This window comes from Fictibacillus phosphorivorans, assembly GCF_001629705.1.
Taxonomy (GTDB): domain Bacteria; phylum Bacillota; class Bacilli; order Bacillales; family Fictibacillaceae; genus Fictibacillus; species Fictibacillus phosphorivorans_A.
In genome coordinates, this window is the sequence record NZ_CP015378.1 from 335,652 (window position 1) to 356,955 (window position 21,304).

The following is a 21,304-nucleotide window of genomic DNA, read 5'->3' on the forward strand; positions in this document are numbered from 1 at the left end:
TATAATGTTCACAATCATAACAGCTTAGAAAGTGAGGGACAAGGGGAATTATATAAATTTTTAAAATATTTAATATTATTAGATAATGAAAGAGGTTTCAAACTTTTGTTTTACCAATCATTTCGCTCATGTTTACCCTCCATTTGTTCAACACCATCCGGCATGCTAAGACCGTGCTGCCTAATGTGGTCTGCATTCTTTACATAATAGTGATACTTCCAACCTTTCTCGTTATGAAACTCTACTAAAAAGGTATAAGGATTGTATTGCCGTCCGATGTTTTGAGTAATCTGCCACTTTTCATTAGGAAATTGTTTCTCTAAATATAGAGTGAGCTGTTCTTTTTTTACGGAGACATGATAGTTGATCCAAAATGGACGTATAATGAAAAATAGTAAAACGAGAGCTGTAATGATAGTGGCTGTGTATAAGCCAATTTTTCGCTTAGTTTTAGGAATGAAGAAAGCAATAATGAAAAGTATGCTGATCAAAGTTACGGTGAACATGATTTCGATGACTGTGATCGGATGTAAATCCATGATAATGTGCCTCCTGTTCGGAAAATGGAGTTTCATACATAGTTTATTCTATACAGAAAGGCAAATTTCTTCTTACATAAATCCCTATTTCTTTGCCAGCTGGACGCTATGAAAATGAATCCACAAAAATAGCTTTCCAATCCAGAAATATGCATGCTGAATCCAAAAGTTTAGGTGTTCAATCCACGAGTTTTAGGCTCCAATCCACATTTTTAGTCTGCCAAGCTAAATTTGTCCACTCCAAATGGACGCCACGTAAAAAAAGCCGCACCCTTTAAAAGGGAGCAGCTTCTCCAATTTATTAAAACCACAAATATGGCTTTCCTACCATAAACCACAGCATGATCATCAACAATCCAAGGTAAATCCAGACGGCACGCTGCAGTTTCTGAGCTAGCGACGCCTTATCCTGCGTTTCATCATCAAACTTACGAAGTGTAGGTGAAAAGGCGCGCGCTAAAAAGAAAAGCGAGCAGAACAGTACGATTAGAGTCATAAGAATCCACGGTGTATCCCACGTCCATGGCCCGGTAAATACAAGTAATAAACCTGATAAGACTAGAACGTGACCAGCATGTTTAGCGAGCCAAACGACAAACCGAAACGTGCCAAGGTGGGCCTGCATCTCATCTCCACTTGCCGTTCTTAGCTTTTTAATCAGTGGAAACAGAATAAAGAAAGGTCCGACAGAAATGATCACGCTTAAAATATGGATATACAAGATAACGTGATACCAAACTTCCATTTAGTTGCAAGTTAACCTTTAACAGGAGTGAATTCGTGAACCCATACTTGCATATGAGGAAGCCACGGCATACCTGGGTGGTAGGAAAGGATAGCATTCTTATACTCTTCTACGGTTGCGAATCCTTCGTCTTGTGCGTGTTGATCGGTTAGTTCTCCAAGAGATTGGCGGTAAACATTGTTCACTACGAACGAATGGCCTTCTAACTCCATAATCTCCCCAATGTCTGCATAACGTCCGTTACGACGAGTAGCCGTTTTTTTACCTTCCAGAACTTTTGCAACATCAGCTGGCATCGTTACGAGTCTTTCAATCGTACAAGTTTTTGGTGGTAAATTGGTATTTTCATGATTTGTCATATGTAAAAACTCCTTTTTTCATTTCTCCAATTCCTAATGTATCACATTTAAAAAGAGAGTCTGTCTATTTTATCGGAAGAAAACGGTAAGATGTGTCTTTGCTATGTGGAGTCAGTACCTTTATAATCAAGAGATGACTCTACCTGAGGGAGGCTAATTTAAGTTTTGATAGAAAAAGCAAAGCAAATGCTAAATTTGCATTACGGTTATTCTTCATTCCGGAACGGACAAGAGCAAGCGATACAATCGGTTTTAGCGGGTGACGATACACTCTGTGTTATGCCTACAGGTGGCGGGAAATCGATTTGCTATCAAATACCTGCCCTTGTTTTTGAAGGAACAACAATTGTTATTTCTCCTTTAATTTCATTAATGAAAGATCAGGTTGATACATTATTGCAGTTAGGTATTTCCGCAGCCTTCATCAATTCTTCACTTACAGCAGCAGAGGCGAGGGAACGAATTGAAAAGGCTAAAAGCGGTGAGTATAAACTTTTATATATTGCACCAGAACGCCTTGAATCTTATGACTTTATGGATCATTTGCGCCAGATCGATATCCCTTTGATCGCGGTAGATGAAGCACACTGTATCTCGCAATGGGGTCACGATTTCAGACCGAGCTACCAACGCATTCAAAGAATGGTCGGAAATCTGCCTAATCGTCCGGTCGTACTGGCATTAACGGCAACAGCTACACCACGCGTTCGTCAGGACATCTGTTGGTCGCTGGATATTGATGAGAACAAAACGGTATTAACAGGATTTGAACGTGAAAATTTATCCTTTTCCGTGATAAAGGGACAAGATCGTCTTTCTTATTTAAAAGATTTTCTGAAAAAGAACGAGAAAGAAGCGGGAATCATATACGCAGCAACACGTAAGACGGTTGATCAGCTATTTGAGACACTCCAAAAAAGCGGTATCAACGTTTCACGGTATCATGCAGGGATGAATGACAACGAGCGAATGGAACAACAAGAACAATTTCTTCAAGATGAATCATCTGTTATGGTGGCTACTTCTGCGTTTGGGATGGGTATCGATAAATCGAATATCAGATATGTTATCCATTTTCAGTTACCTAAAAACATGGAGAGTTATTATCAAGAAGCGGGTCGTGCTGGCCGTGATGGACTTCAAAGTGAATGTATCCTGCTGTATTCCTCTCAAGATGTTCAAGTCCAGCGTTTTCTGATCGATCAGTCTAGTGAACAGGATCGTATGGCGCAAGAGCTGGAGAAGCTTCAACTCATGGTGGACTATTGCTATACAGAAAGCTGTTTGCAGCAATCCATCGTCCGTTATTTTAGTGACGAGGAAATACCACCATGTGGCCGGTGCGGCAACTGTACGGATAATCGCGATAGCATCGATGTGACAAGAGAAGCGCAGATCGTATTGTCCTGTATCGTGAGAATGGGGCAGAAGCGTTTTGGAAAAACTTTGATCGCACAAGTACTGACTGGTTCCAAAAATAAAAAAGTGTTAGAGATGCGATTTAATAAGCTGCCGACTTACGGCATGCTGAAAGATAAAAGCACGAAAGAAGTAACAGACCTTATTGAGTTTTTCATCTCACAAGAAATCATTGCTGTTGAACATGGTACATTCCCAACACTTTATATAAAAGAAAAAGGGAAAGACATCCTGCTCGGAAAAGAACAGATCATGCGTAAAGAAGCGGTCGTAACGAAACAAGTGGCTGCAGATGATCCGTTATTTGAAGAGCTTCGAATCGTACGTAAAACAATAGCTGATCAAGAAAACGTTCCACCGTTCGTTATTTTCGCAGATACGGCATTAAAAGATATGTGCGTGAAACTGCCTGAGTCAAGGACTGATTTTTTGAGTGTGACGGGTGTTGGTCAGAATAAGCTAGAAAAGTACGGAGAGCGGTTTATTTCTGCCATTTCAAATTATTTAACTGAACATCCTGAGCGAAGAGAGAGTATGGATCAAAGCACAGTCGTAAAAGCACCTGCGAAAAAGACAACGCCTGATTCTCATCTTGAAACATACACTCTCTATAAAGAGAAAATGTCAGTCGGTGAGATTGCTGAAGACCGAAAGTTAGCATTAAGTACGGTTGAGAATCACCTTATTCAATGCATGCAAGAAGGAATGGATGTTCAGATGGAGGACCTTATTCCAGAAGAATATGTCTCAAAAATTGAACATGCCATTCAACAAGCCGGCGGAGAAAAGTTAAAGCCGATCAAAGAATTACTTCCTGAAGAAGTAAGTTACTTTATGATTAAAGTTTACTTGCTGCAAAACGAAAATAAGAAACGGGTGACAAGATGAAGAAGAATGTCCGATTAAAAGTAAAACCTTCTTATGTGAAGGGGTTAAAAACAGGCTTTCCATTGATCACGGAAGATGCTGTACAAAATATAAGCAACGTTAAAGAAGAAGGAACGATCATTGAACTGTTTGATGAAAAGAATGTGTTCCTCGGTAAGGGATATTACGGTAAACAAAACAAAGGTCGTGGATGGGTACTCACGCAAAATTCACAAGAACTCATCGATCAAGAATTTTTTGAAAAGAAAATAAAAAAAGCGATTAACCATCGCCAAGATCTTTTTAACAATTATGAAACGACGGCATTCCGCGTTTTTAACGGCGAGGGAGACGGAATCGGTGGGCTGACGATCGACCATTATAACGGCTACTACGTTCTAACTTGGTATAGTGAAGGCATCTACTCCTTTAAGGATGAAGTAATCGCTTCTCTTAAAGAGCTTGTTAAAGTAAAAGGCATCTACGAGAAGAAGCGTTTTGCTGTAAAAGGAAAATATATTGATGATGACGATTTTGTTGAAGGTGAACAAGCGCCAAGTCCACTGATCGTGAGAGAGAACGGCATCCACTTTGCAGTATATCTGAATGATGGTGCGATGGTAGGCGTGTTCTTGGATCAGCGTGACGTGCGAAAGACGATCCGTGATCAATATGCGAAAGGGAAAACAGTTCTGAACACATTCTCTTATACTGGTGCGTTCTCAGTTGCGGCCGCTCTTGGTGGAGCTCTGAAAACGACAAGCGTTGACTTAGCGAACAGAAGCCGAAGCAAGACGCAAGAACAGTTCAGTGTGAACGGTCTGGACTATGAGGACCACGACATCATCGTAGAAGATGTGTTCAACTACTTTAAATATGCCGTCCGTAAAGAGCTTTCATTTGACCTTGTTATTCTAGATCCCCCTAGCTTTGCGCGTTCAAAGAAACATACGTTCAGTGCTGGGAAAGATTATCCTGATCTGTTAGCACAAGCGATTCAGATTACAGAAAGAAACGGTGTAATCGTAGCTTCTTCTAACTGTTCTACGTTTGGGATGAAAAAGTTTAAAGAGATGATAGCATCAGCTTTTAAACAAACGGGTGGCACATATAACATTTTGGAAGAGTTTAAGCTTCCACAAGATTTTAAAACTCACAAAGAGTTCAAAGAGGGTAACTATTTAAAAGTAGTGTTCATTGAAAAATTAAGCTAACCGGCGAAAGGGGATCTTCATGTCGATGAATAACGAACGCCGTATTTTAATTATGACTTCTGTAGCTGCTGAAAAAGAAGCGATCTTAAAAGGAATTGGGCAAACGCCTTCGATTGATGTGGTATTAGCTGGAGTTGGTCCGATCTCAGCGGGTATTCAAACCACAAAAGCTTTATTAACGAAAGACTATGACGTTGTAATCAACATGGGTATTGCTGGTGGTTTTCAGGATAAAGCAGCTGTTGGAACATTAGTCATTGCAGATGAGATCATTTCAGGAGATCTTGGGGCAGAATCTCCTGAAAAATTCATCAGTTTGGATGAGCTAGGTTTTGGTGCTTCAACGCGCATAAAAGCAGACAGCGAACTGGTCATGCACTGTTTAACGTCACTAAAGCTCGCAAGTGTGCCTGTTCAACTCGGTCACGTTCTAACGCTCTCTACTGTGACAGGAACTGCTGAAACTACGAAAAGTCTTCAGGATCGAGAACCTGATGCTGTAGCAGAAGCGATGGAAGGCTATGGTGTAGCGCTAGCGGCACAAGAATTTGGAAAGCCGGTACTTGAGATTCGTTCCATATCAAATCCAATCGGTCCGCGAGATCGTTTTGCTTGGCGTATGAAGGAAGCGTTCGCTACACTAGAGAGAGCTAGTAAAGTTATCGCGGAGGTTTTGTTATGAGTAAAATGAGTATTGCGTTTTCACCTTGTCCCAATGATACGTTTGTTTTTCATGCATTGGTTCATGGTCTTGTTTCTGGGGCTCCAGAATTTGATGTTACATATGCAGATATTGATATTACAAACGGCTTAGCTGCTGAGTCAGATGAACTTGATATCTTGAAAATCTCATACGCAGCGCTTCCTTATGTTTTGGACAAATATGCTCTACTTCCATGCGGAGGGGCGCTCGGTCGTGGATGTGGTCCGTTAGTTCTTGTGAAAAAGTCAGGTGAAGTTACACCAGACATGCTATCAGGAGCAAAAGTGGCCGTTCCGAGTGAACGCTCTACCGCATACATGCTGTTCCGTTTATGGGCGGCTCAAAATGTACCAGGCGGAGTAGGCGAGATTATCGTTATGCCGTTTAATGAGATCATGCCTGCTGTAAAAGACGGCAAGATTGATGCCGGTCTTGTCATCCATGAAGCACGCTTTACGTATCAAAATTACGGATTGAATCTGTTGGCTGATATGGGTAGCTGGTGGGAAGAAGATACGGGTCTGCCCATCCCACTCGGAGCGATCATCGCACGTCGTTCACTAGATTTAGAGTCTATTACAGGGTGGATTCGTGAATCAGTAGAGTATGCGTGGCGTAATCCTGAGGCATCTAGAGATTATGTGATGCAGCACGCGAGCGAACTCTCAGAGGACGTTGCGAAATCCCATATTGATCTGTATGTGAATGATTTTACGGCTGATCTTGGAGACAAGGGCTTCGAGGCGATTACAACTCTATTGAACCGTGCTGGAGAAGAAGGCATCGTGCCGAAGAAGGATTATACGAAACTATTGAAGAGTTAAGAATGGACAAATTAATTCTTAGATTGGACAGATTATTAGGGACTTTGGACAGATTATCTTGGGAATCGGACAGATTAAAGTGAACATTGGACAGATTAACTCCTAGATTGGACAGATTACCTAATAAAACCTGCATAATGTAGAATTAACCACTCTCTGAACCCGCGCATACCTTATAACGAGAAGAAAAACTGTTATAAGGAGGCGCAATATGTCTAATACAAATGTATTAACACTCATTGGGGCTTTGTTAGCTGGCTATTTTCTACTTGCACTTCCACTAGGCGGCACGTTTTTAGCTGCATTCGGTCCAGCTGTTAAAATTATCGCAATCTTAACTGTTCTTGTTTTTGGAGCCGTATTGATCTATAAAGGGCTCAAAGAAATTTTAAGAAAATAGACATGAAGAAACCCGCTTAAACTAAAGCGGGTTTCCTTGTTTTTATTTAGGAAGCAAAGCACGAAGCTCTTCCGTCATCTGATCTAAAAGTTCAGGACGTCCGTGAAATTGAGCAGGTGTGTTTTGAAAAAGTTTAATGAACCATTTATCCTCAACTCTAACTGCAATCACCGTATGATGCGTGTTCAGTTCCGGAGATAGTTCTGTCTTTCCTACGGGTATCATCCCGGCAATTGCACGAACTATAACAGCATCTTCACTTAAGAAGGAGACGTTCTTCACTTTTGCGTAATAAGGTGGGGTAGGAAAGCTGCTAAAAATGGGTTCGAGATGAGCATGTATCTCTTCAGGTCCGAAAGCCTGGCTTCCATCATATCCAACCATCTCGCCGTCTTCAGTAAAATGATCAGCCATAGCACGTGAATTCCGTTCGTTCCATGCTTGTATGAAGTTAAAATATAGATTCTTAACAGCTTTTATATGTTCTGTTTCCATCACTAAACCTGTCCTCCATATGTGAAATTGTCTTTTATTCATCATAACAAAACAGCCACCATCCTCAAAATGGTAGCTGCTTCAAATCTTATTTTTGTTGTTGTGCAGCAGTTAATTTTTCAATCTCCTGATCAATCTTCTTATGGATTTTGTCGATCTTTGAAAAATTCATCGCAGCTATATAAATCTTTTCTAAGTCATCATGCTTACTTTTAGCATCTGCTAAATAACCGATCGCATCTTTCATCTTTTTTGAGTAGCGGCCGCTGATTTCTTTTAGATTATCAAAGAATTTTTCATCCGTTCCTTTTTTGATCGTCTTTTCATACATGTCTATGATGGAGTCACCTTCACGTTCAGGAAAATATTCATGAGGTGCTGTACTATCAAAAATCGCAAAACCGAGCTCTCTTACGATCACCATATCCAAACTGTTCGGATCGAACCCACAATGATAAATTTCTACATCATAACCTGAAGCTTCAGCATTTGCGGCTAACTTTTTTAGGAGTGTTGATTTTCCAGATCCCGGCCTTCCCTTAATGAAGAATCTTTTTTCTAGACCTTCTGTTAAGTTTGGAACAAAATCGACTGCACCTTTTGGGGTGGCTGCTCCTAAAAAGCGGTGATAAACGTTTGCGGCTTTATTAACTTTTTTCGAAAAAAATTGATGCATCAGTTCGTCTGTAATTTCATTAGCTTTTTCATAATTCATGTTCATAATATAGATTTCTTCCCATTCATCATGGATGAGGAGCGCATCATGGAAAGTGGCATACGCCTTTTGATAATCAGCAGAAATAGAATCTGTTATCTTTAAAATTTCCGCCTTTTTGTTCAGAAGTTTTTTAGAATCCCACGCTTCACCTAAATTTACATATTCCTCGATCGCTCCAGGGGCTTTTGGTTCGATAACATGTGGAGAAGTACCATCGACAATTCCGATTCCAAGTTCTCTGATGATCACACCATCAATCGAACCGTTGTCTGAAGCGCAATGAATGTACTCGATGTCGTAGCCTTCATTGTTCCACTTTTCCCCGACCGCCTTCATGAGTGTCGACTTACCAGTACCAGGTCCGCCCTTTAAAATAAATAGGCGATCAAGACCACTAAGATTAGATGTAAATAAGTTGTAAAAGCCTCTAGCCGTATTGCCGCCAGCATAATAATTTAGAATTTTTCCAGTCAAGGTTCAAAACACTCCTCTTTTTTGTAGTTGTGTTTCTACATGCATGTTATGTAACGATGATGGAATAGGTGATAGCCTAAAAAACACATTTATTATTTAAATTGTTGAAATATGATGAAATAAAAAGAAATTTTACGAATGAAGGAGTATGGTTTAAAAAAGAGGAATAAATACACCCTAAATCACATAATATTGATTATTCTGAATATTTAAATAAAATTTAGAATGAGTTAATATGTAGTTAACAAAGAAACACTACTTCAATTAAAGGAAGGCGTGATTCCAATGAAATAAGTAAGCGAAGCATATCAAATCACATCCAGGTAGAGATCAGCCAGTGAAAACTGATTTCGAGATGTGTGGGTATGTGGGAACGCGCAAATACACATGACGAAAGAGGATGATTCCAATGACGTATGTGAGCGAAGCATGCTAAGATCGTGTTGCAGATGGAAATAGCCGGTGAAAACTATTTTCGCAGCATGTGGGCGTGTGGGAATTTACCAGAAGTAGAGGAAAAATAAGATCTAATGCAAGGCAATTGATTGAACGAACAATTAATTGAAGTCTAGTTAGGGACAATAACTAGCATTTGTGTATTAGTAAGAAAGGAAAGAACGTTTAAGTGAATAAAGTGATTTTAAGCTAAAGGCGCTGTTTATGTGATGTATACATATTCAGCGTCTTTGTTTGTTTATATCCTAAATTTGATTAATCAACTCCATTTTGAGTTTTTATATATACGCCTCAAGTCTTAGAACACATTACTTCTTAAAGCCATGGTTATTTTAGGAAGGTTTCGATAAGGTAATACTAGAAACATAGTATAGATGAACTTTTTTTATTTAAACGAAACTCAGAAACCGTTACATCCGTATGAATAGTAAAGAGTTTATGTCAGGAGTCGATTACAATGAACGGATTTTTAGCTTTTTTTATCCGCATGTTTGTTGCTATTCCAGCTTCAGTAGGAGTATGGCTGGCAAGTATTATCGGGTATGACCAGACCTACCTTTTGTCGTCAGGCATTGCAGTGGCTGGTGGAGCTGCCGCATACACAGCAACAGGACTTCTTCAAAAGCAGAGATTTCTTAGTGAACATCACCTATCTAGAAGAGAGTATAAATACATCAGAAAAAACTTAGACGAAGCAAAACCTAAGATTTATAGACTGCAAAAGGCCATGTTTTCAGTCCGCGACCTACCAACTTTAAAGCAAAGAGCGGATTTGGTCCGAGTAGTCAGAAAGATCCAGAGTTTAACTCAAAAAGAACCAAGACGTTTTTATCAAGCAGAACAGTTCTATTTTTCTCATTTAGACTCAGCCGTAGAGCTTACCGAAAAATATATGTTTTTATCCTCGCAGCCTAGAAAATCAAAAGAATTAACACAATCATTAGTAGAAACGAAAAGAACACTCGACGAACTGATCGATCAGATCGAAAAGGATTTATACCAAGTACTGTCAAATGATATAGAAGACCTACATTATGAGATCGATGTAGCGAAGTACTCAATTAAATCCCACAAAGACTCCCAATCCATAAAAAAGGCAGGCGATATAAATGAAAGAAAATAACGCACCACTTAACCATTCTGATGAACCAACAAACCTGATGGATGACTTGTTGGCAAACCCTTTTGGCGAACAACAAGAATCTACTGTGCCCTCGAATGAAAACAAACAGGTACGATTAATAGATGTACTTCCAGAAGAAAATAAAGAAAAAGCGTATCAGCTGGCGAAACAGATCGATCCAACGAACCACCAGACGATGATCACATACGGAGCACCAGCACAGGCAAAGCTTCATTCCTTTTCGAACACGATGCTTGATCATGTGAAAAAGAAAGATACTGGGCAAATCGGTGAAATTATTGGAGATCTCATGAGGAAGCTTCAAGATGTAAATCCTGAAGAATTAAAATCAAACAAACCTACGTTGATCGGCCGAATGTTTGGAAAGATTTCAGGGTCTGTTCAAGAGGTACTTTCAAAGTATCAAAAAACGGGAGCACAGATTGATAGAATCTCTGTAAAGCTAGACGGAAGCAAGAATGTTCTTATGTCGGATATCGTCATGCTTGAAAAATTGTACGAAAACAATAAAGAGTACTTTCAAGCGTTGAACGTATATATAGCAGCAGGAGAACTTAAGCTGGATGAGCTAAACCAGGTTACGATTCCTGAGATGAGAAGAGTGGCGGAACAGACGAACGACCAGATGAAGTTTCAAGAAGTAAATGACATGGTTCAGTTTGCTGACCGACTCGATAAGCGGGTTCATGACTTAAAATTAAGTCGTGAGATAACGATACAAAGTGCACCACAGATCCGACTCATTCAAAACACGAACCAAGCGCTTGTAGAAAAAATACAGTCGTCCATCATGACAGCTATTCCATTGTGGAAGAACCAAGTCGCTATTGCATTAACGTTAATTAGACAGCGTAATGCAGTAGAAGCTCAAAAACAAGTTTCTAAAACGACGAATGAGCTTTTACTAAAAAATGCTGAGATGTTAAAAACCAATACGATTGAAACTGCAAAAGAAAACGAACGTGGTTTGATCGATATTGAAACGTTAAAGAAAACACAAGAAAATCTTCTTTCGACGCTTGAGGAAACATTGCGTATTCAAGAAGAAGGTCGCATGAAGCGTCGCTTAGCAGAAGAAGAACTGGCAACGATGGAAATCGGCTTAAGACAGAAGCTACTCGAAATTAAAGGCGAATAAAATGAAAAGAAGGAACTGCTCTGAAATGTGGCAGATCCTTCTTTTTTTATGGTAACTCAAGAAACCTTGACTGCTAACTCATCTACTGGCGAACGTTCATGGCTAAAGCTACTTAACACCATTCCGACGGCGGTTCCAACAATGGCGGGAAGAATCCATTGTAATCCCATAGAAGATAGAGGAAGGAAATCTTTCACCACTTGAACGGGACCTAAATCTACACCGAATGCCACTAAGCCATCCATCAGCGCAAATACACCAGTAAAGAGTACTGCACTTCCATACACTTTCTTTGAGTTTTTGAAGAAGCGGTTAAAAAACGTAAGTACAACCAATACAATTGTTAAGGGATAGGCTGTAACTAAAAAGGGCACTGAAACTTTAAGAATTTGGTTCAGTCCAAGGTTTGATAGCGTGAAGCTCACGAGTGTAACGAGTAAGACAACTTTTTTATAACTGACACTCGGCATTAGTTTTGAAAAGTACTGTCCACACGCTGTTGTTAGACCGACAACTGTAGTAAAACAAGCTAATGTAAAGATAAAGCCTAGTAGAGCTGTTCCGCTTTTACCTAATAATAGAGTGGACGCTTCTGCGAGAATGTCTGTTCCATTTTCAAAAGAACCTGTTGCAGCCATCTTACCTCCGATTAATCCTAAGCTGACATAAACAAGTGTCAGTAAGGTTCCTGCAATCAGACCAGCTTTTAATGTGTAGTTTGTTAATTGCTTTCGGTCTTGAACACCTCTTTGTTGAATAGCTGTAAGAATGACGATACCAAAAGCGAGTGCAGCAAGAGCATCCATTGTGTTGTAACCTTCAATGAAACCTGTAGAAAACGCTCCAGATTGATAGTTAGCTAATGGTGATTGAAGGGGAGCATCTAGTTTGAAAAATCCTACTGCGCAGAGCACAACCATTGATAAAAGAAGGATAGGAGTAATCCAACGCCCCATATATTTCTCCATTTTTGATGGATTCAAGCTTACCGCATAAACGAGCGCGAAAAATGTAACTGTAAACAGTAATAGAATGAGTGCTGCGTTCGAATCAGTACCTAAAAACGGTTTAAGTCCCATCTCATAAGCCACGTTTGCATTTCTAGGAATAGCTAGAAACGGTCCGATACTTAAATAAATAACGACCATAAAGACCGTACTGAAAACGGGATGAACACGATTGCCGATCGTTTGAACGCCTCCTTTTACGAGGGAAACGGCAAATAATACAGCAAAAGGAAGTCCTACACCAGTTAGAATAAATCCAGTCATCGCAAGCCAGTATGAGGATCCTGCCGCAGCCCCTAAGAATGGAGGGAAAATAAGATTGCCTGCTCCAAAAAACATTGAAAATAACATAAGTCCAATAAAAACGGTGTCCATCTTTCTCATAAGTAATCTCTCCTTTTATTGTTTTAAAAACATAAAAAAACCCGCCCCTATAGAAGGGACGAGTTATCGCTCGCGTTACCACCCTAATTCCACAGCTTATGAAAAGCTTGCGGCACTCAGTCAACGTACAATCATACGTGTTCCCTTGTAACGGCGGACGGCCCGTCAAAGCTTACATTTCAGCTTTGCATCTCGGAGATGATTTTCGGATAAGCACTGAACATCGGATTTCACCAAGCGCCGATTCTCTGGGGAACAGTAATCAAATCTTACTCTTTCTCGTCATTGACTTTAATATTATTTGTAAATTTATCACCCTAAAAGGTTAAAGTCAACCACAAATTCTGAAAACATTGAAAAATTGAACGAGCAGACGTTCAATTGTTTCAAAAAGAAATATGAATAAGTTTATAAAAGAAGCCCCATAACAACGGTGTTATAATATGTTCCTTTAATAAAATTATCGTTCTTTAACAAACCTTCCTTCTCAAAACCTAGTTTCCTATATAGTTCAATCGCCGTAACATTATTTTCATTCGTTACAAGACTAATCTTTTTTGTGATGCCGTTTAGACGTGCCCACTCCAAAAGTTCATTCATTAAACCTCTTCCCAATCCCATACCTGTGTATGCTTCAGAAACAACTATACCCAATGTTCCAACATGTTTGGTTCTTTCTTTTTGAGGTGAGTTTATCGTTGCAATCCCAATAATCGTTGAATCTTTTTCGGCAATCAAAATAATGGAGTTTGATTCTTTGGAGGTTGCAGTGATGTAATTCTTATATTCATGAAGATCCCGTTTAAATTCATTTGCACCGAACGATAAAAAATCACTTTCACCGCCAACGACATTATAGAAATCGATCATATTTTGAGCATCATCCTCAGTCGCTTTTCGTATAGTAACTTTCAAATTATTTTTTAAGTATACGTTATGCATCTTCTCAGCTTCTTCCTGTTCATTGGTATAAGACAAATATAACCTACCAGTCTATTCATCGTACAAGCTTAGTATTCATGTATTTTTGATTAAATTTTTCACAAAAGTAGTAATGCTTCTCCTATACCCTCGCATAGAATATGAGGATTTGTTATTTCAAAAAAGAATAGGAGAGAAGGAATGAATACGAAAAAGGTACTGATTGCATTACTGATGTTTGGTTTCATGTTCTTACTTGTTCAACCAGCAAAGGCAGCAGCTTCATCATTTATCGTCATAAATAAATCAACCAACCAGCTTGCATACTTTGAGAATAATAAATTATCGAAGGTATTTAAAGTGGCAACGGGTAAACTGCCTTCTTATACGCCAGAGGGGAAATTTAAAATAGTTAACAAGATCACAAATCGGCCTTATTATACAGGTAACATTCCTGGTGGAGATCCGCGAAATCCTTTAGGAAACAGATGGTTAGGTTTAAACGCAAATGGAACATGGGGAACGACGTATGCCATCCACGGAAACAATAATGCAAGTTCCATAGGCAAATATGTGAGTGCAGGCTGTATCCGTATGTACAACAACGAGGTGCAATGGTTATATGCAAGAATTTCGGTTAATACACCTGTTGTGATCACAACTTCAGGTAAATCCTTCCCTGCTTTAGCAGCAGCGAATGGATATAAAGTAACGAACAGTTCAACCGTTCCTGTATTCTCAGTCGTTAACTTAAAAAAGGGTAGCCGTGGTGCGGAAGTGATGGAGCTTCAACGAAGACTTACGAATTTAGGGTATAGTACAAAAGGAGTCGACGGTGTATTTGGAGCCAATACAGATGCCGCTGTGCGTAAATTTCAAAAAGCTAAGAAGCTCACAGTTGATGGCGTAGTAGGTCCAGCGACTAAGAAAGCGCTAGGGATGTTTTAAATTCAGAAAATCAGCCTTGAAAAGGAGGCTGATTTTTTTATTTTTAATAAAACTTTTTTCACTTTCCAAGGTCTAATATATAGGTAGGGTCAGGAGGTTAGAAATTGGAAACAGAACAGTTAGTGATAAAAGCGATAAAAGGAAACGATGAGGCGTTTTTACAATTGATTCAAACGTATAAAGTTGATTTATATAAGACAGCTCTATCTTTTTTGCGCAATGAAGAAGAAGCCCTCGAGGCTATGCAAGAAGTAACGTACTCTGCTTACAAAAATATAAAGAAGCTAAAAAACGAGTTCTATTTTAAAACCTGGTTGATTCGAATTATGATCAACTATTGTAATGATCAGTTGAAACTTAAAAAACGATTCGTCATGAATGATGAAATGTTGAATTCGTTGGGTGTTTCAGAGAACCACACACAACTGGAACTTAAGGACGCAATGTTAGATTTAGACGACAGGTCACGCGAAATCCTTACCTTAAAATATTTTAATGATGTAAAGATTAAAGATATAGCGACCATCATGCAGTGTCCAGAAGGTACAGTTAAAACGTGGCTGAATAAGGCATTACGAGCATTAAGAGAAAAGCTAGATGAGAAAGGAGGTAATCTACATGTTTGAAAGAGAGAAAGAGCAACTGAACGGTTTGAAGAAAGAATATGAAAATATACCGATTTCAATAGATTCTATTGATCAGGCGATATCAACTGGTTTTCAAAAGGCAAAAGCAGAAGAGCGGAAATCTAGAATGAAGAAAAGAAGTGCTTTTGGTTTTATAGCGGCAGCTCTTTTACTCATTGGATTATTTTCTTCAATTAAGAATTCACCGGCTTTAGCTAATTATATTTCTGAAATACCTGGTATGGAAAAAATAGTGAGTATGATTCGTGATGATAAAGGAAGAATGGCAGCAGTTGAAAAAAATTATTATCAAAGGCATGGCGTATCAGATGAAAAAGATGGGTTGAAAGTTACTATCGATGGAACAATTGCTGACGAGATGGGCATTGTGCTTTTTTATTCAATTGAATCTAAAGAAAAATTAAAAGAAGTGATGTTTGATGATGTAAAGATCAGAGCGAAAGACGGCACTGTATTGGATGAGGCATATAATTCATTCGGTGATTCCCATACATCAGATAAAGGCGAGAATAAGTTTAGTGGAGAAATTGAATATTTCTTTGAAGCTCCTATTGAAACAAAAGAATATATCGTCGAACTACAGTTAAAGGACAAAGAATTTTACATTCCATTAACCCTTAAAGAGTTTAAGAAGAAAAAAGATTATGCAGTCCAACAAACGATGGATTTAGAAGGTCAAAAGATCAATATCGAGAAGGTAACCATCTATCCATTACGAGCTGTCGTTAAGTTAAAGATGAATGAAGAAAATGAAAAATACATCCTGCAACTTGATGACTTACGCTTAGTCGATGAAAACAATGAAGTGTGGGGTAATATAGCAAATGGTATAACAGGATCAGGTGATAAAGACACTGAGAGAGAAGTTTATTTGCAAAGTAACTATTTTAAAGAACCGAAAGAATTATATCTAGTCTTAAATAGTGCTCAAGCTATAGATAAAGAGAATGCAGTCATTGTGGTGGATACAGAAAAAATGAAGATTCTAAAACAGCCTGATGGAAACAAGTTAAGAAATCTAAGGAAAGAAGACGGGCAGCTCGTCTTTGATCTGCATACAAAAAAACCTTTCCGTTCGGCAATTTTTAGTACAATAACTGATGCACAAGGTAAAGAAATTGAAGTGAGCTCACAGTCCATGGGTACTGAAGAAGAAAAAGGAACAACTCGACTAGGTATAGAGCTGCCTTCAATAGATCGCTCACAAAACCCTCTAACCATTGACTTAAGTTATTATCCGGAGTGGATTAAAGGTAACGAAAAAATTAAAATCAAATAATATGTGAAGGTGGTCCTATCTTTATAGGACTACCTTTTTGCTTAAATTCCTACTACCCTCTATAATGCTAGTTAAATGAGGTGAACGTGATGAGACTAGACCATACCGGAATTGCAGTAAGACGAATAAACGAAGCAATCGAATTTTATACGAATGTACTAGGCGGAAAGCTGACTGAACGATATACGAGTGAGAAGCCTGGAGTAGAGACCCACATTGCCGTAATTGAGCTTGAAAACCAGGTGATTGAACTTCTTGAACCTACAAGTAAAACATCTCCGATCGAGCGGTTCATCCGACAGAAGGGAAAGGGTGTGCATCACCTGGCTTATGAAGTGGACGATCTTCTTCAAACGATTGATGACTTTGAAGCTAGAGGGTATACCTTTTTAAAAGATACGTATCGAACAAATCCTTTTGGCAGAAGGTTGATTTATATGAATCCTGCGCATTCACAAGGACAGATTATTGAGCTGTGTGATTATCCGGACAAGAAGAAGGAGAGCTGACTTTAAGTTAGTTCTTTTTTTGATTCTTCAAGTTTATATAATAATAAATATTAATCAGCCATCTACCATGAAAAATATAGAAAAGATCTTGAAAAGCTCAATCAAAATAATTCATCAGCTGCAAGCTAAATCTTATTAAAACTGATTAACAATGTGTATAATTTAAAAAGTTAATGTATGTGGAGTCTGACTGAACTTTTTCAGCAGACTCTTTTATTTTATAAATGATAGGAGTTTTTATTTGTGAAGCACCGCAGATTGTTAGTCTACCTAGTTGCACTTGCTGCGTTTCTCGGTCCTTTTTCTCAAACGATCTACGTACCTCTTATTCCTGAGGTGACGAGAGAACTTCATACGACACCTTTTTTGGTTAACTTTTCAATTTCGATCTATACCATTTTTCTAGCTTTGATGCAGATGGTTTATGGACCACTTACGGATTCAATCGGACGGCGTAAAGTGATGCTAACTGGTATCCTCATTTACTTAGTGGCTACAATCGGATGTTATTTTTCTTCAAGCATTGAATTTCTTTTAGTGTGTCGCTCTCTGCAAGCCATCGGAATTGCTGCGGGTTCCGTTGTAGCGGTAACGGTCATTGGTGATCTATTCGAAGGAAAAGATCGGATCCAACCTATGGGAACCTTTCAAATGATGGTGTCACTCGGCCCTGTCTTAGGTCCTGTAGTTGGTGGTTTTTTAAGTGCTTCTTTCGACTTCCATATGATTTTTATTGCGTTAATGTGTGTTGGATTTATTATCTTGGCAGGAAATTTTATCTTCTTGCACGAAACAAAACCAAGTACATCAAAAAAACAGAACTTTAGATTTTTAGATTTCCTTTCTATTTTGCAAAACCGTATTGGTTACACTGTTATCGGTTTAGGATTTATTCAATACTACGCTCTGTATAACTTCTTAGTATTTCTACCAGCTATTATGAGTGAAAGGTACTCATTGTCTGTAGAACAAAAGGGTTTGGTTTTCCTACCGCTATCACTAGGAATCGTAGTGGGAAGCTTTTTTGGCGGCAAAATGAGAAAATATAATGAACGAAAAGTGATTGTATACTCTGCCTTTTTGAACGTCGTTTCTTTATTTTTATTTATCCTAGTTTCGAACGTGTCGCTCATCTTATTGATCATTTCAATCTCGTTTTTCGGTCTGTTCTTAGGTATGTCATTACCCGTTCAGACAGCTCTTCTTACACAAGAGTTTCAATCCAATCGTGCTACGGCAATCGGTACGTATAACTTTTTTAGGTACATGGGGATGTCGATTGGACCCCTGTTAGGCAGTTTCCTCTATCATCTTGGTAGTTACGGTTTGGTATATGGTTTTGTAGATGCAATCTTACTACTTTTTGTCATTTTAATGAGAAAACATTTAATACAAAATAAAAAATCCCTCAATTAGATTTTAGAAGCTATTATTTAGGGTATATTGAATCCATACCGTTCTTGCTGTAAGCTAAGATTAAACAAAAGTTAGACAGGATGTATGAGTATGTATCTTACTATAAAAGAAACGGCTGAATATTTATCAATGCCTGAAGCGGTAGTTGAAAGCTTAGTACAGCAGAATAAAATCCGTACCATTTTTGACGGTGACCAGCATCTTATTAACAAGGAACAGTTCAATACTCATTTTGAACAGTTGGAAAAATATAAGAAGATGGTTGAGGAGTACTTGAGTGAACCTATCCCTGAAGACTGGGATGCTAAAGACGAAGATTAAAGTAATGATAAATTAGGGTAGATGGGGAGAGTGGAAAAGAGATGCATAGAGATAAGGCGCTGCATTCTTTTTTAATGGAGAAAACATGGCAGTTGACGGAAGATTGGTACCAATCCATTGATAAATCAAAGGCCACGGGGGTATACGCTTCCACAAATCCCAAGACGATCGAAACGCTAAAAAAACAAAATCACGAATTTCACGAACATTTTTGTGAGGTTTTTGTTACGGAAGAAAGTAAATTTCTAAAAGACTTTGAAAAATGGGTGTTAATGATCGCTCAAGACGATGAGCACTTGAACACACCTTTAACGGTCATCATGAAAGAATTTTTCAACGTACAAAAGCAATATTTAAATCTCATACAAGAATTCGTTAATCTTCATCAAGGTGAATATCCTCAAACGATCATTGATGCATGGAATGAAATTATTATTGATACGTTTAATAAAATTATGACGTGGTTTGTTGAAGAAAACCAAAAGTATAGTGAAGAAAAATTAATTGCGCAGCAAGAGATGATCAACGAGCTAAGTTCACCTGTCATCGCCCTGAATAATCATATGGGACTTCTGCCATTAATCGGTGTGATTGACACACAAAGAGCCAAGTATATCGTTGAAAATACGCTCGAGCAGTGTACCGAAAAAGAGATCACACATCTTTTTATAGATCTCTCTGGTGTTCTAATCATTGATACGATGGTCGCTCAGCAGATTTTCTCTCTTATTGAAACGCTCGGTCTCATCGGAGTAAAGTCAACCTTATCTGGCATCCGACCTGAAATTGCTATGACCGCCATTCAATTAGGATTATCCTTTGAGAAAGTTTCCATAAAGTCGAGTCTTGCTCAAGCGATCGGTTCACAACAATAACGAATAACATGATAGAACGGAGACCAGGGGGACCTGGTCTTTTATTTTTGTATATCAGAATTTGTCCATGCCACCTTCTCATAAACTTTAAATGTACATCATTTTCTAAAAAGGGTGTTGAGAATGGACATTTTCGAAGGTTTAACGGGGGAAGTGATTTTACCTGACGATCCGCAATATGACGCTGCACGGCAAGAATGGAATAGAGCCATTCAAAAGTTTCCTAGTGTTATTGTCTATTGTTCTGAATATGAAGATGTAAGCCAAGCTATTTTGTGGGCACAAAAATATGGTAAAGATATTCGAATCCGATCAGGTGGTCATCATTACGAAGGCTATTCGGCGGGTAATGGTGTATTGGTTATAGACATCAGTCGGTTGAATGATGTAACTATTAATGAGGAAAATGGAAGGGTTAAAGTTCAAGCAGGTATTCAAAACAAAGATCTCTATCAAGCGATAGGTTCTAGAGGATATCCATTTCCAGGAGGAACTTGCCCTACTGTAGGCGTAAGTGGCTTTGTGCTTGGTGCAGGATGGGGTTTCTCTAGCCGGTTATTTGGCTTGGGTTGTGACAGCTTGGTCGAACTGGAGTTAATCAACTACAAAGGTAATGTTCTAAAAGTGAATGAAACAGAAAACAGTGATCTGTTTTGGGCATGCAAAGGTGCAGGAGGAGGCAACTTTGGAGTGGTTGTTTCCATGACGTTCAAACTGCCGCCTAAAGTAGAACAAGTGACACTGTTTGAACTATATAAGCCTGGTGCCACAACAAAAGAACTAGGTAAGTTTTTGCGAATATGGCAGAAATGGCTTGTAAATCTAGATGACCGAATGTGTTTGAATGCTAGCATGTATAACGCTGTGAGTGAAGGACTTGCTATCTTTGGCAGGGGATTTTTTTATGGAAAAAAGGAAGAAGCATTGGAGCTACTAAACGTTTATAAAAAAATAAATGGATTTCAGATTTCCGCCAGATCTTTACCGTTTTTAGAAGCTGTTAAGGAAGTACAGTCTACTTATCCGCCTTATGAAAAGTTTAAATCGACCGGACGTTTCGTATACAAAGAATACGACTGTGAAGAAGTAGAGGCGATTGTCAATCTTGTGAAAAAGCGTGCAGAAGGTTCTATTTTTGCAGCACTTACGGTGTATGCAATGGGGGGGCAGATTCGAAATGTAGGTAAAACAGAGTCTGCTTTTTATTACCGAAAAGCACGCTATATTTTAGGTATCCAATCCGTATGGGAAGATCCAGCAGTCGCAGAAGAAAATAGAAGATGGGTGGAAAAAAGGTTCAGATACTTGAAGACCATCACGAAAGGGTCATTTATTAATTTTCCATACAGCGAACTGAAAGACTATGAAAAAGAGTACTTTGGCAGAAATGTTGATAGGCTTCAACGAATCAATCAAAAATACGATCCTAAAAGAGTGTTTGCTTTTCCGCAATCCATTCGTTGATATAAACTATAGGTAGAGTGCTGTTTGGCAAAGGAGTT

22 protein-coding genes and 1 other annotated feature are annotated in these 21,304 nt (G+C 38.8%); of the genes, 15 read left to right on the forward strand and 7 right to left on the reverse strand.

What is annotated here, in order from left to right; all coding sequences use genetic code 11:
- Positions 1-110: 110 nt before the first annotated feature.
- The 3 genes from ABE65_RS01825 to ABE65_RS01835 all read right to left on the reverse strand — a co-directional run bounded on the left by ABE65_RS01825 (position 111) and on the right by ABE65_RS01835 (position 1,643).
- Positions 111-539, reverse strand: a complete 429-nt coding sequence (locus tag ABE65_RS01825) for a hypothetical protein (RefSeq protein WP_066390924.1) — start codon at positions 537-539, stop codon at positions 111-113.
- Between the two features lie 301 nt (positions 540-840).
- Positions 841-1,284, reverse strand: a complete 444-nt coding sequence (locus ABE65_RS01830; RefSeq protein WP_066390926.1) for a DUF2269 family protein — start codon at positions 1,282-1,284, stop codon at positions 841-843.
- 11 nt (positions 1,285-1,295) lie between these two features.
- Positions 1,296-1,643, reverse strand: coding sequence for an ASCH domain-containing protein (locus ABE65_RS01835; protein ID WP_066390927.1), 348 nt, complete (start codon positions 1,641-1,643; stop codon positions 1,296-1,298).
- A 165-nt stretch (positions 1,644-1,808) separates the two neighbouring features.
- On the opposite strand from ABE65_RS01835, the gene recQ reads away from it, so the two are divergent.
- The 5 genes from recQ (at position 1,809) to ABE65_RS01860 (ending at position 7,070) form a co-directional block, all read left to right on the forward strand.
- Positions 1,809-3,950: a DNA helicase RecQ gene (gene recQ / locus ABE65_RS01840; protein ID WP_156499099.1), complete on the forward strand. Its 2,142-nt coding sequence runs from the start codon at positions 1,809-1,811 to the stop codon at positions 3,948-3,950.
- Entirely contained in the window at positions 3,947-5,143 is a 1,197-nt protein-coding gene (locus ABE65_RS01845) for a class I SAM-dependent rRNA methyltransferase (protein WP_066390928.1), read from the forward strand. Before recQ ends, ABE65_RS01845 begins: the two co-directional genes overlap by 4 nt.
- A 19-nt stretch (positions 5,144-5,162) precedes the next feature.
- Positions 5,163-5,825: a futalosine hydrolase gene (locus tag ABE65_RS01850; RefSeq protein WP_066390929.1), complete on the forward strand. Its 663-nt coding sequence runs from the start codon at positions 5,163-5,165 to the stop codon at positions 5,823-5,825.
- A 5-nt stretch (positions 5,826-5,830) separates the two neighbouring features.
- Positions 5,831-6,670 carry a 1,4-dihydroxy-6-naphtoate synthase gene (locus ABE65_RS01855; protein ID WP_066399649.1) on the forward strand — a complete coding sequence of 280 codons (840 nt, stop codon included), beginning with the start codon at positions 5,831-5,833 and terminating at the stop codon, positions 6,668-6,670.
- 211 nt (positions 6,671-6,881) lie between these two features.
- The gene (locus tag ABE65_RS01860; protein ID WP_066390930.1) at positions 6,882-7,070 is read left to right on the forward strand and encodes a hypothetical protein; all 189 of its coding nucleotides are present in this window, start codon (positions 6,882-6,884) and stop codon (positions 7,068-7,070) included.
- A gap of 42 nt (positions 7,071-7,112) precedes the next feature.
- Here ABE65_RS01860 and ABE65_RS01865 read toward each other — a convergent pair whose 3' ends face one another.
- Both ABE65_RS01865 and ABE65_RS01870 read right to left on the reverse strand, forming a co-directional pair.
- On the reverse strand, positions 7,113-7,565 hold the full coding sequence (locus tag ABE65_RS01865) for an SgcJ/EcaC family oxidoreductase (protein WP_066390932.1): 453 nt from the start codon (positions 7,563-7,565) through the stop codon (positions 7,113-7,115).
- 88 nt (positions 7,566-7,653) lie between these two features.
- Positions 7,654-8,757: a PRK06851 family protein gene (locus tag ABE65_RS01870; protein WP_066390933.1), complete on the reverse strand. Its 1,104-nt coding sequence runs from the start codon at positions 8,755-8,757 to the stop codon at positions 7,654-7,656.
- A 913-nt stretch (positions 8,758-9,670) separates the two neighbouring features.
- Here ABE65_RS01870 and ABE65_RS01875 point away from each other — a divergent pair.
- Positions 9,671-10,336: a 5-bromo-4-chloroindolyl phosphate hydrolysis family protein gene (locus ABE65_RS01875; protein WP_066390934.1), complete on the forward strand. Its 666-nt coding sequence runs from the start codon at positions 9,671-9,673 to the stop codon at positions 10,334-10,336.
- Positions 10,323-11,495: a toxic anion resistance protein gene (locus ABE65_RS01880; protein ID WP_066390936.1), complete on the forward strand. Its 1,173-nt coding sequence runs from the start codon at positions 10,323-10,325 to the stop codon at positions 11,493-11,495. The genes ABE65_RS01875 and ABE65_RS01880 overlap by 14 nt, the downstream gene beginning before the upstream one ends.
- A 56-nt stretch (positions 11,496-11,551) precedes the next feature.
- Here ABE65_RS01880 and brnQ read toward each other — a convergent pair whose 3' ends face one another.
- Together brnQ and ABE65_RS01890 are read right to left on the reverse strand one after the other, a co-directional pair.
- Positions 11,552-12,886: a branched-chain amino acid transport system II carrier protein gene (brnQ, locus tag ABE65_RS01885; RefSeq protein WP_066390937.1), complete on the reverse strand. Its 1,335-nt coding sequence runs from the start codon at positions 12,884-12,886 to the stop codon at positions 11,552-11,554.
- A 51-nt stretch (positions 12,887-12,937) separates the two neighbouring features.
- Positions 12,938-13,181, reverse strand: a binding site (T-box leader).
- Between the two features lie 113 nt (positions 13,182-13,294).
- Positions 13,295-13,864, reverse strand: coding sequence for a GNAT family N-acetyltransferase (locus ABE65_RS01890; protein ID WP_231887841.1), 570 nt, complete (start codon positions 13,862-13,864; stop codon positions 13,295-13,297).
- A gap of 144 nt (positions 13,865-14,008) precedes the next feature.
- Between ABE65_RS01890 and ABE65_RS01895 the strand changes: the two genes are divergently transcribed.
- The 8 genes from ABE65_RS01895 (at position 14,009) to ABE65_RS01930 (ending at position 21,266) form a co-directional block, all read left to right on the forward strand.
- Positions 14,009-14,755: a L,D-transpeptidase family protein gene (locus ABE65_RS01895; RefSeq protein ID WP_066390939.1), complete on the forward strand. Its 747-nt coding sequence runs from the start codon at positions 14,009-14,011 to the stop codon at positions 14,753-14,755.
- Between the two features lie 104 nt (positions 14,756-14,859).
- A complete protein-coding gene (locus ABE65_RS01900; protein WP_066390940.1) occupies positions 14,860-15,381 on the forward strand; it encodes a sigma-70 family RNA polymerase sigma factor in 522 nt (173 codons plus the stop codon).
- Positions 15,374-16,681: a DUF4179 domain-containing protein gene (locus ABE65_RS01905; RefSeq protein WP_066390941.1), complete on the forward strand. Its 1,308-nt coding sequence runs from the start codon at positions 15,374-15,376 to the stop codon at positions 16,679-16,681. The genes ABE65_RS01900 and ABE65_RS01905 overlap by 8 nt, the downstream gene beginning before the upstream one ends.
- Positions 16,682-16,770: 89 nt before the next feature.
- Positions 16,771-17,190, forward strand: coding sequence for a VOC family protein (locus tag ABE65_RS01910; protein WP_066390942.1), 420 nt, complete (start codon positions 16,771-16,773; stop codon positions 17,188-17,190).
- Positions 17,191-17,433: 243 nt separating this feature from the next.
- Positions 17,434-18,606 (forward strand): MFS transporter, encoded by a 1,173-nt coding sequence (locus ABE65_RS01915; protein ID WP_066390943.1) that lies wholly within the window; start codon positions 17,434-17,436, stop codon positions 18,604-18,606.
- Positions 18,607-18,696: 90 nt separating this feature from the next.
- Positions 18,697-18,927, forward strand: coding sequence for an excisionase family DNA-binding protein (locus ABE65_RS01920; RefSeq protein WP_066390944.1), 231 nt, complete (start codon positions 18,697-18,699; stop codon positions 18,925-18,927).
- Positions 18,928-18,968: 41 nt separating this feature from the next.
- Positions 18,969-19,802 carry an STAS domain-containing protein gene (locus ABE65_RS01925; protein ID WP_066390945.1) on the forward strand — a complete coding sequence of 278 codons (834 nt, stop codon included), beginning with the start codon at positions 18,969-18,971 and terminating at the stop codon, positions 19,800-19,802.
- A 123-nt stretch (positions 19,803-19,925) separates the two neighbouring features.
- Positions 19,926-21,266, forward strand: a complete 1,341-nt coding sequence (locus tag ABE65_RS01930; protein WP_066390946.1) for an FAD-binding oxidoreductase — start codon at positions 19,926-19,928, stop codon at positions 21,264-21,266.
- Positions 21,267-21,304: the final 38 nt, after the last annotated feature.

Excerpts from the sequence above, each read along its gene's own strand:
- ABE65_RS01865 (WP_066390932.1), bottom strand. The coding sequence starts at position 7,565 with ATGGAAACAGAACATATAAAAGCTGTTAAGAATCTATATTTTAACTTC.
- ABE65_RS01855 (WP_066399649.1), top strand. The coding sequence starts at position 5,831 with ATGAGTATTGCGTTTTCACCTTGTCCCAATGATACGTTTGTTTTTCAT.
- ABE65_RS01895 (WP_066390939.1), top strand. The coding sequence starts at position 14,009 with ATGAATACGAAAAAGGTACTGATTGCATTACTGATGTTTGGTTTCATG.
- ABE65_RS01830 (WP_066390926.1), bottom strand. The coding sequence starts at position 1,284 with ATGGAAGTTTGGTATCACGTTATCTTGTATATCCATATTTTAAGCGTG.
- ABE65_RS01910 (WP_066390942.1), top strand. The coding sequence starts at position 16,771 with ATGAGACTAGACCATACCGGAATTGCAGTAAGACGAATAAACGAAGCA.
- ABE65_RS01920 (WP_066390944.1), top strand. The coding sequence starts at position 18,697 with ATGTATCTTACTATAAAAGAAACGGCTGAATATTTATCAATGCCTGAA.
- ABE65_RS01835 (WP_066390927.1), bottom strand. The coding sequence starts at position 1,643 with ATGACAAATCATGAAAATACCAATTTACCACCAAAAACTTGTACGATT.
- ABE65_RS01860 (WP_066390930.1), top strand. The coding sequence starts at position 6,882 with ATGTCTAATACAAATGTATTAACACTCATTGGGGCTTTGTTAGCTGGC.
- ABE65_RS01905 (WP_066390941.1), top strand. The coding sequence starts at position 15,374 with ATGTTTGAAAGAGAGAAAGAGCAACTGAACGGTTTGAAGAAAGAATAT.
- ABE65_RS01850 (WP_066390929.1), top strand. The coding sequence starts at position 5,163 with ATGTCGATGAATAACGAACGCCGTATTTTAATTATGACTTCTGTAGCT.
- ABE65_RS01880 (WP_066390936.1), top strand. The coding sequence starts at position 10,323 with ATGAAAGAAAATAACGCACCACTTAACCATTCTGATGAACCAACAAAC.
- ABE65_RS01845 (WP_066390928.1), top strand. The coding sequence starts at position 3,947 with ATGAAGAAGAATGTCCGATTAAAAGTAAAACCTTCTTATGTGAAGGGG.
- ABE65_RS01930 (WP_066390946.1), top strand. The coding sequence starts at position 19,926 with ATGGACATTTTCGAAGGTTTAACGGGGGAAGTGATTTTACCTGACGAT.
- ABE65_RS01875 (WP_066390934.1), top strand. The coding sequence starts at position 9,671 with ATGAACGGATTTTTAGCTTTTTTTATCCGCATGTTTGTTGCTATTCCA.
- ABE65_RS01925 (WP_066390945.1), top strand. The coding sequence starts at position 18,969 with ATGCATAGAGATAAGGCGCTGCATTCTTTTTTAATGGAGAAAACATGG.
- brnQ (WP_066390937.1), bottom strand. The coding sequence starts at position 12,886 with ATGAGAAAGATGGACACCGTTTTTATTGGACTTATGTTATTTTCAATG.
- ABE65_RS01825 (WP_066390924.1), bottom strand. The coding sequence starts at position 539 with ATGGATTTACATCCGATCACAGTCATCGAAATCATGTTCACCGTAACT.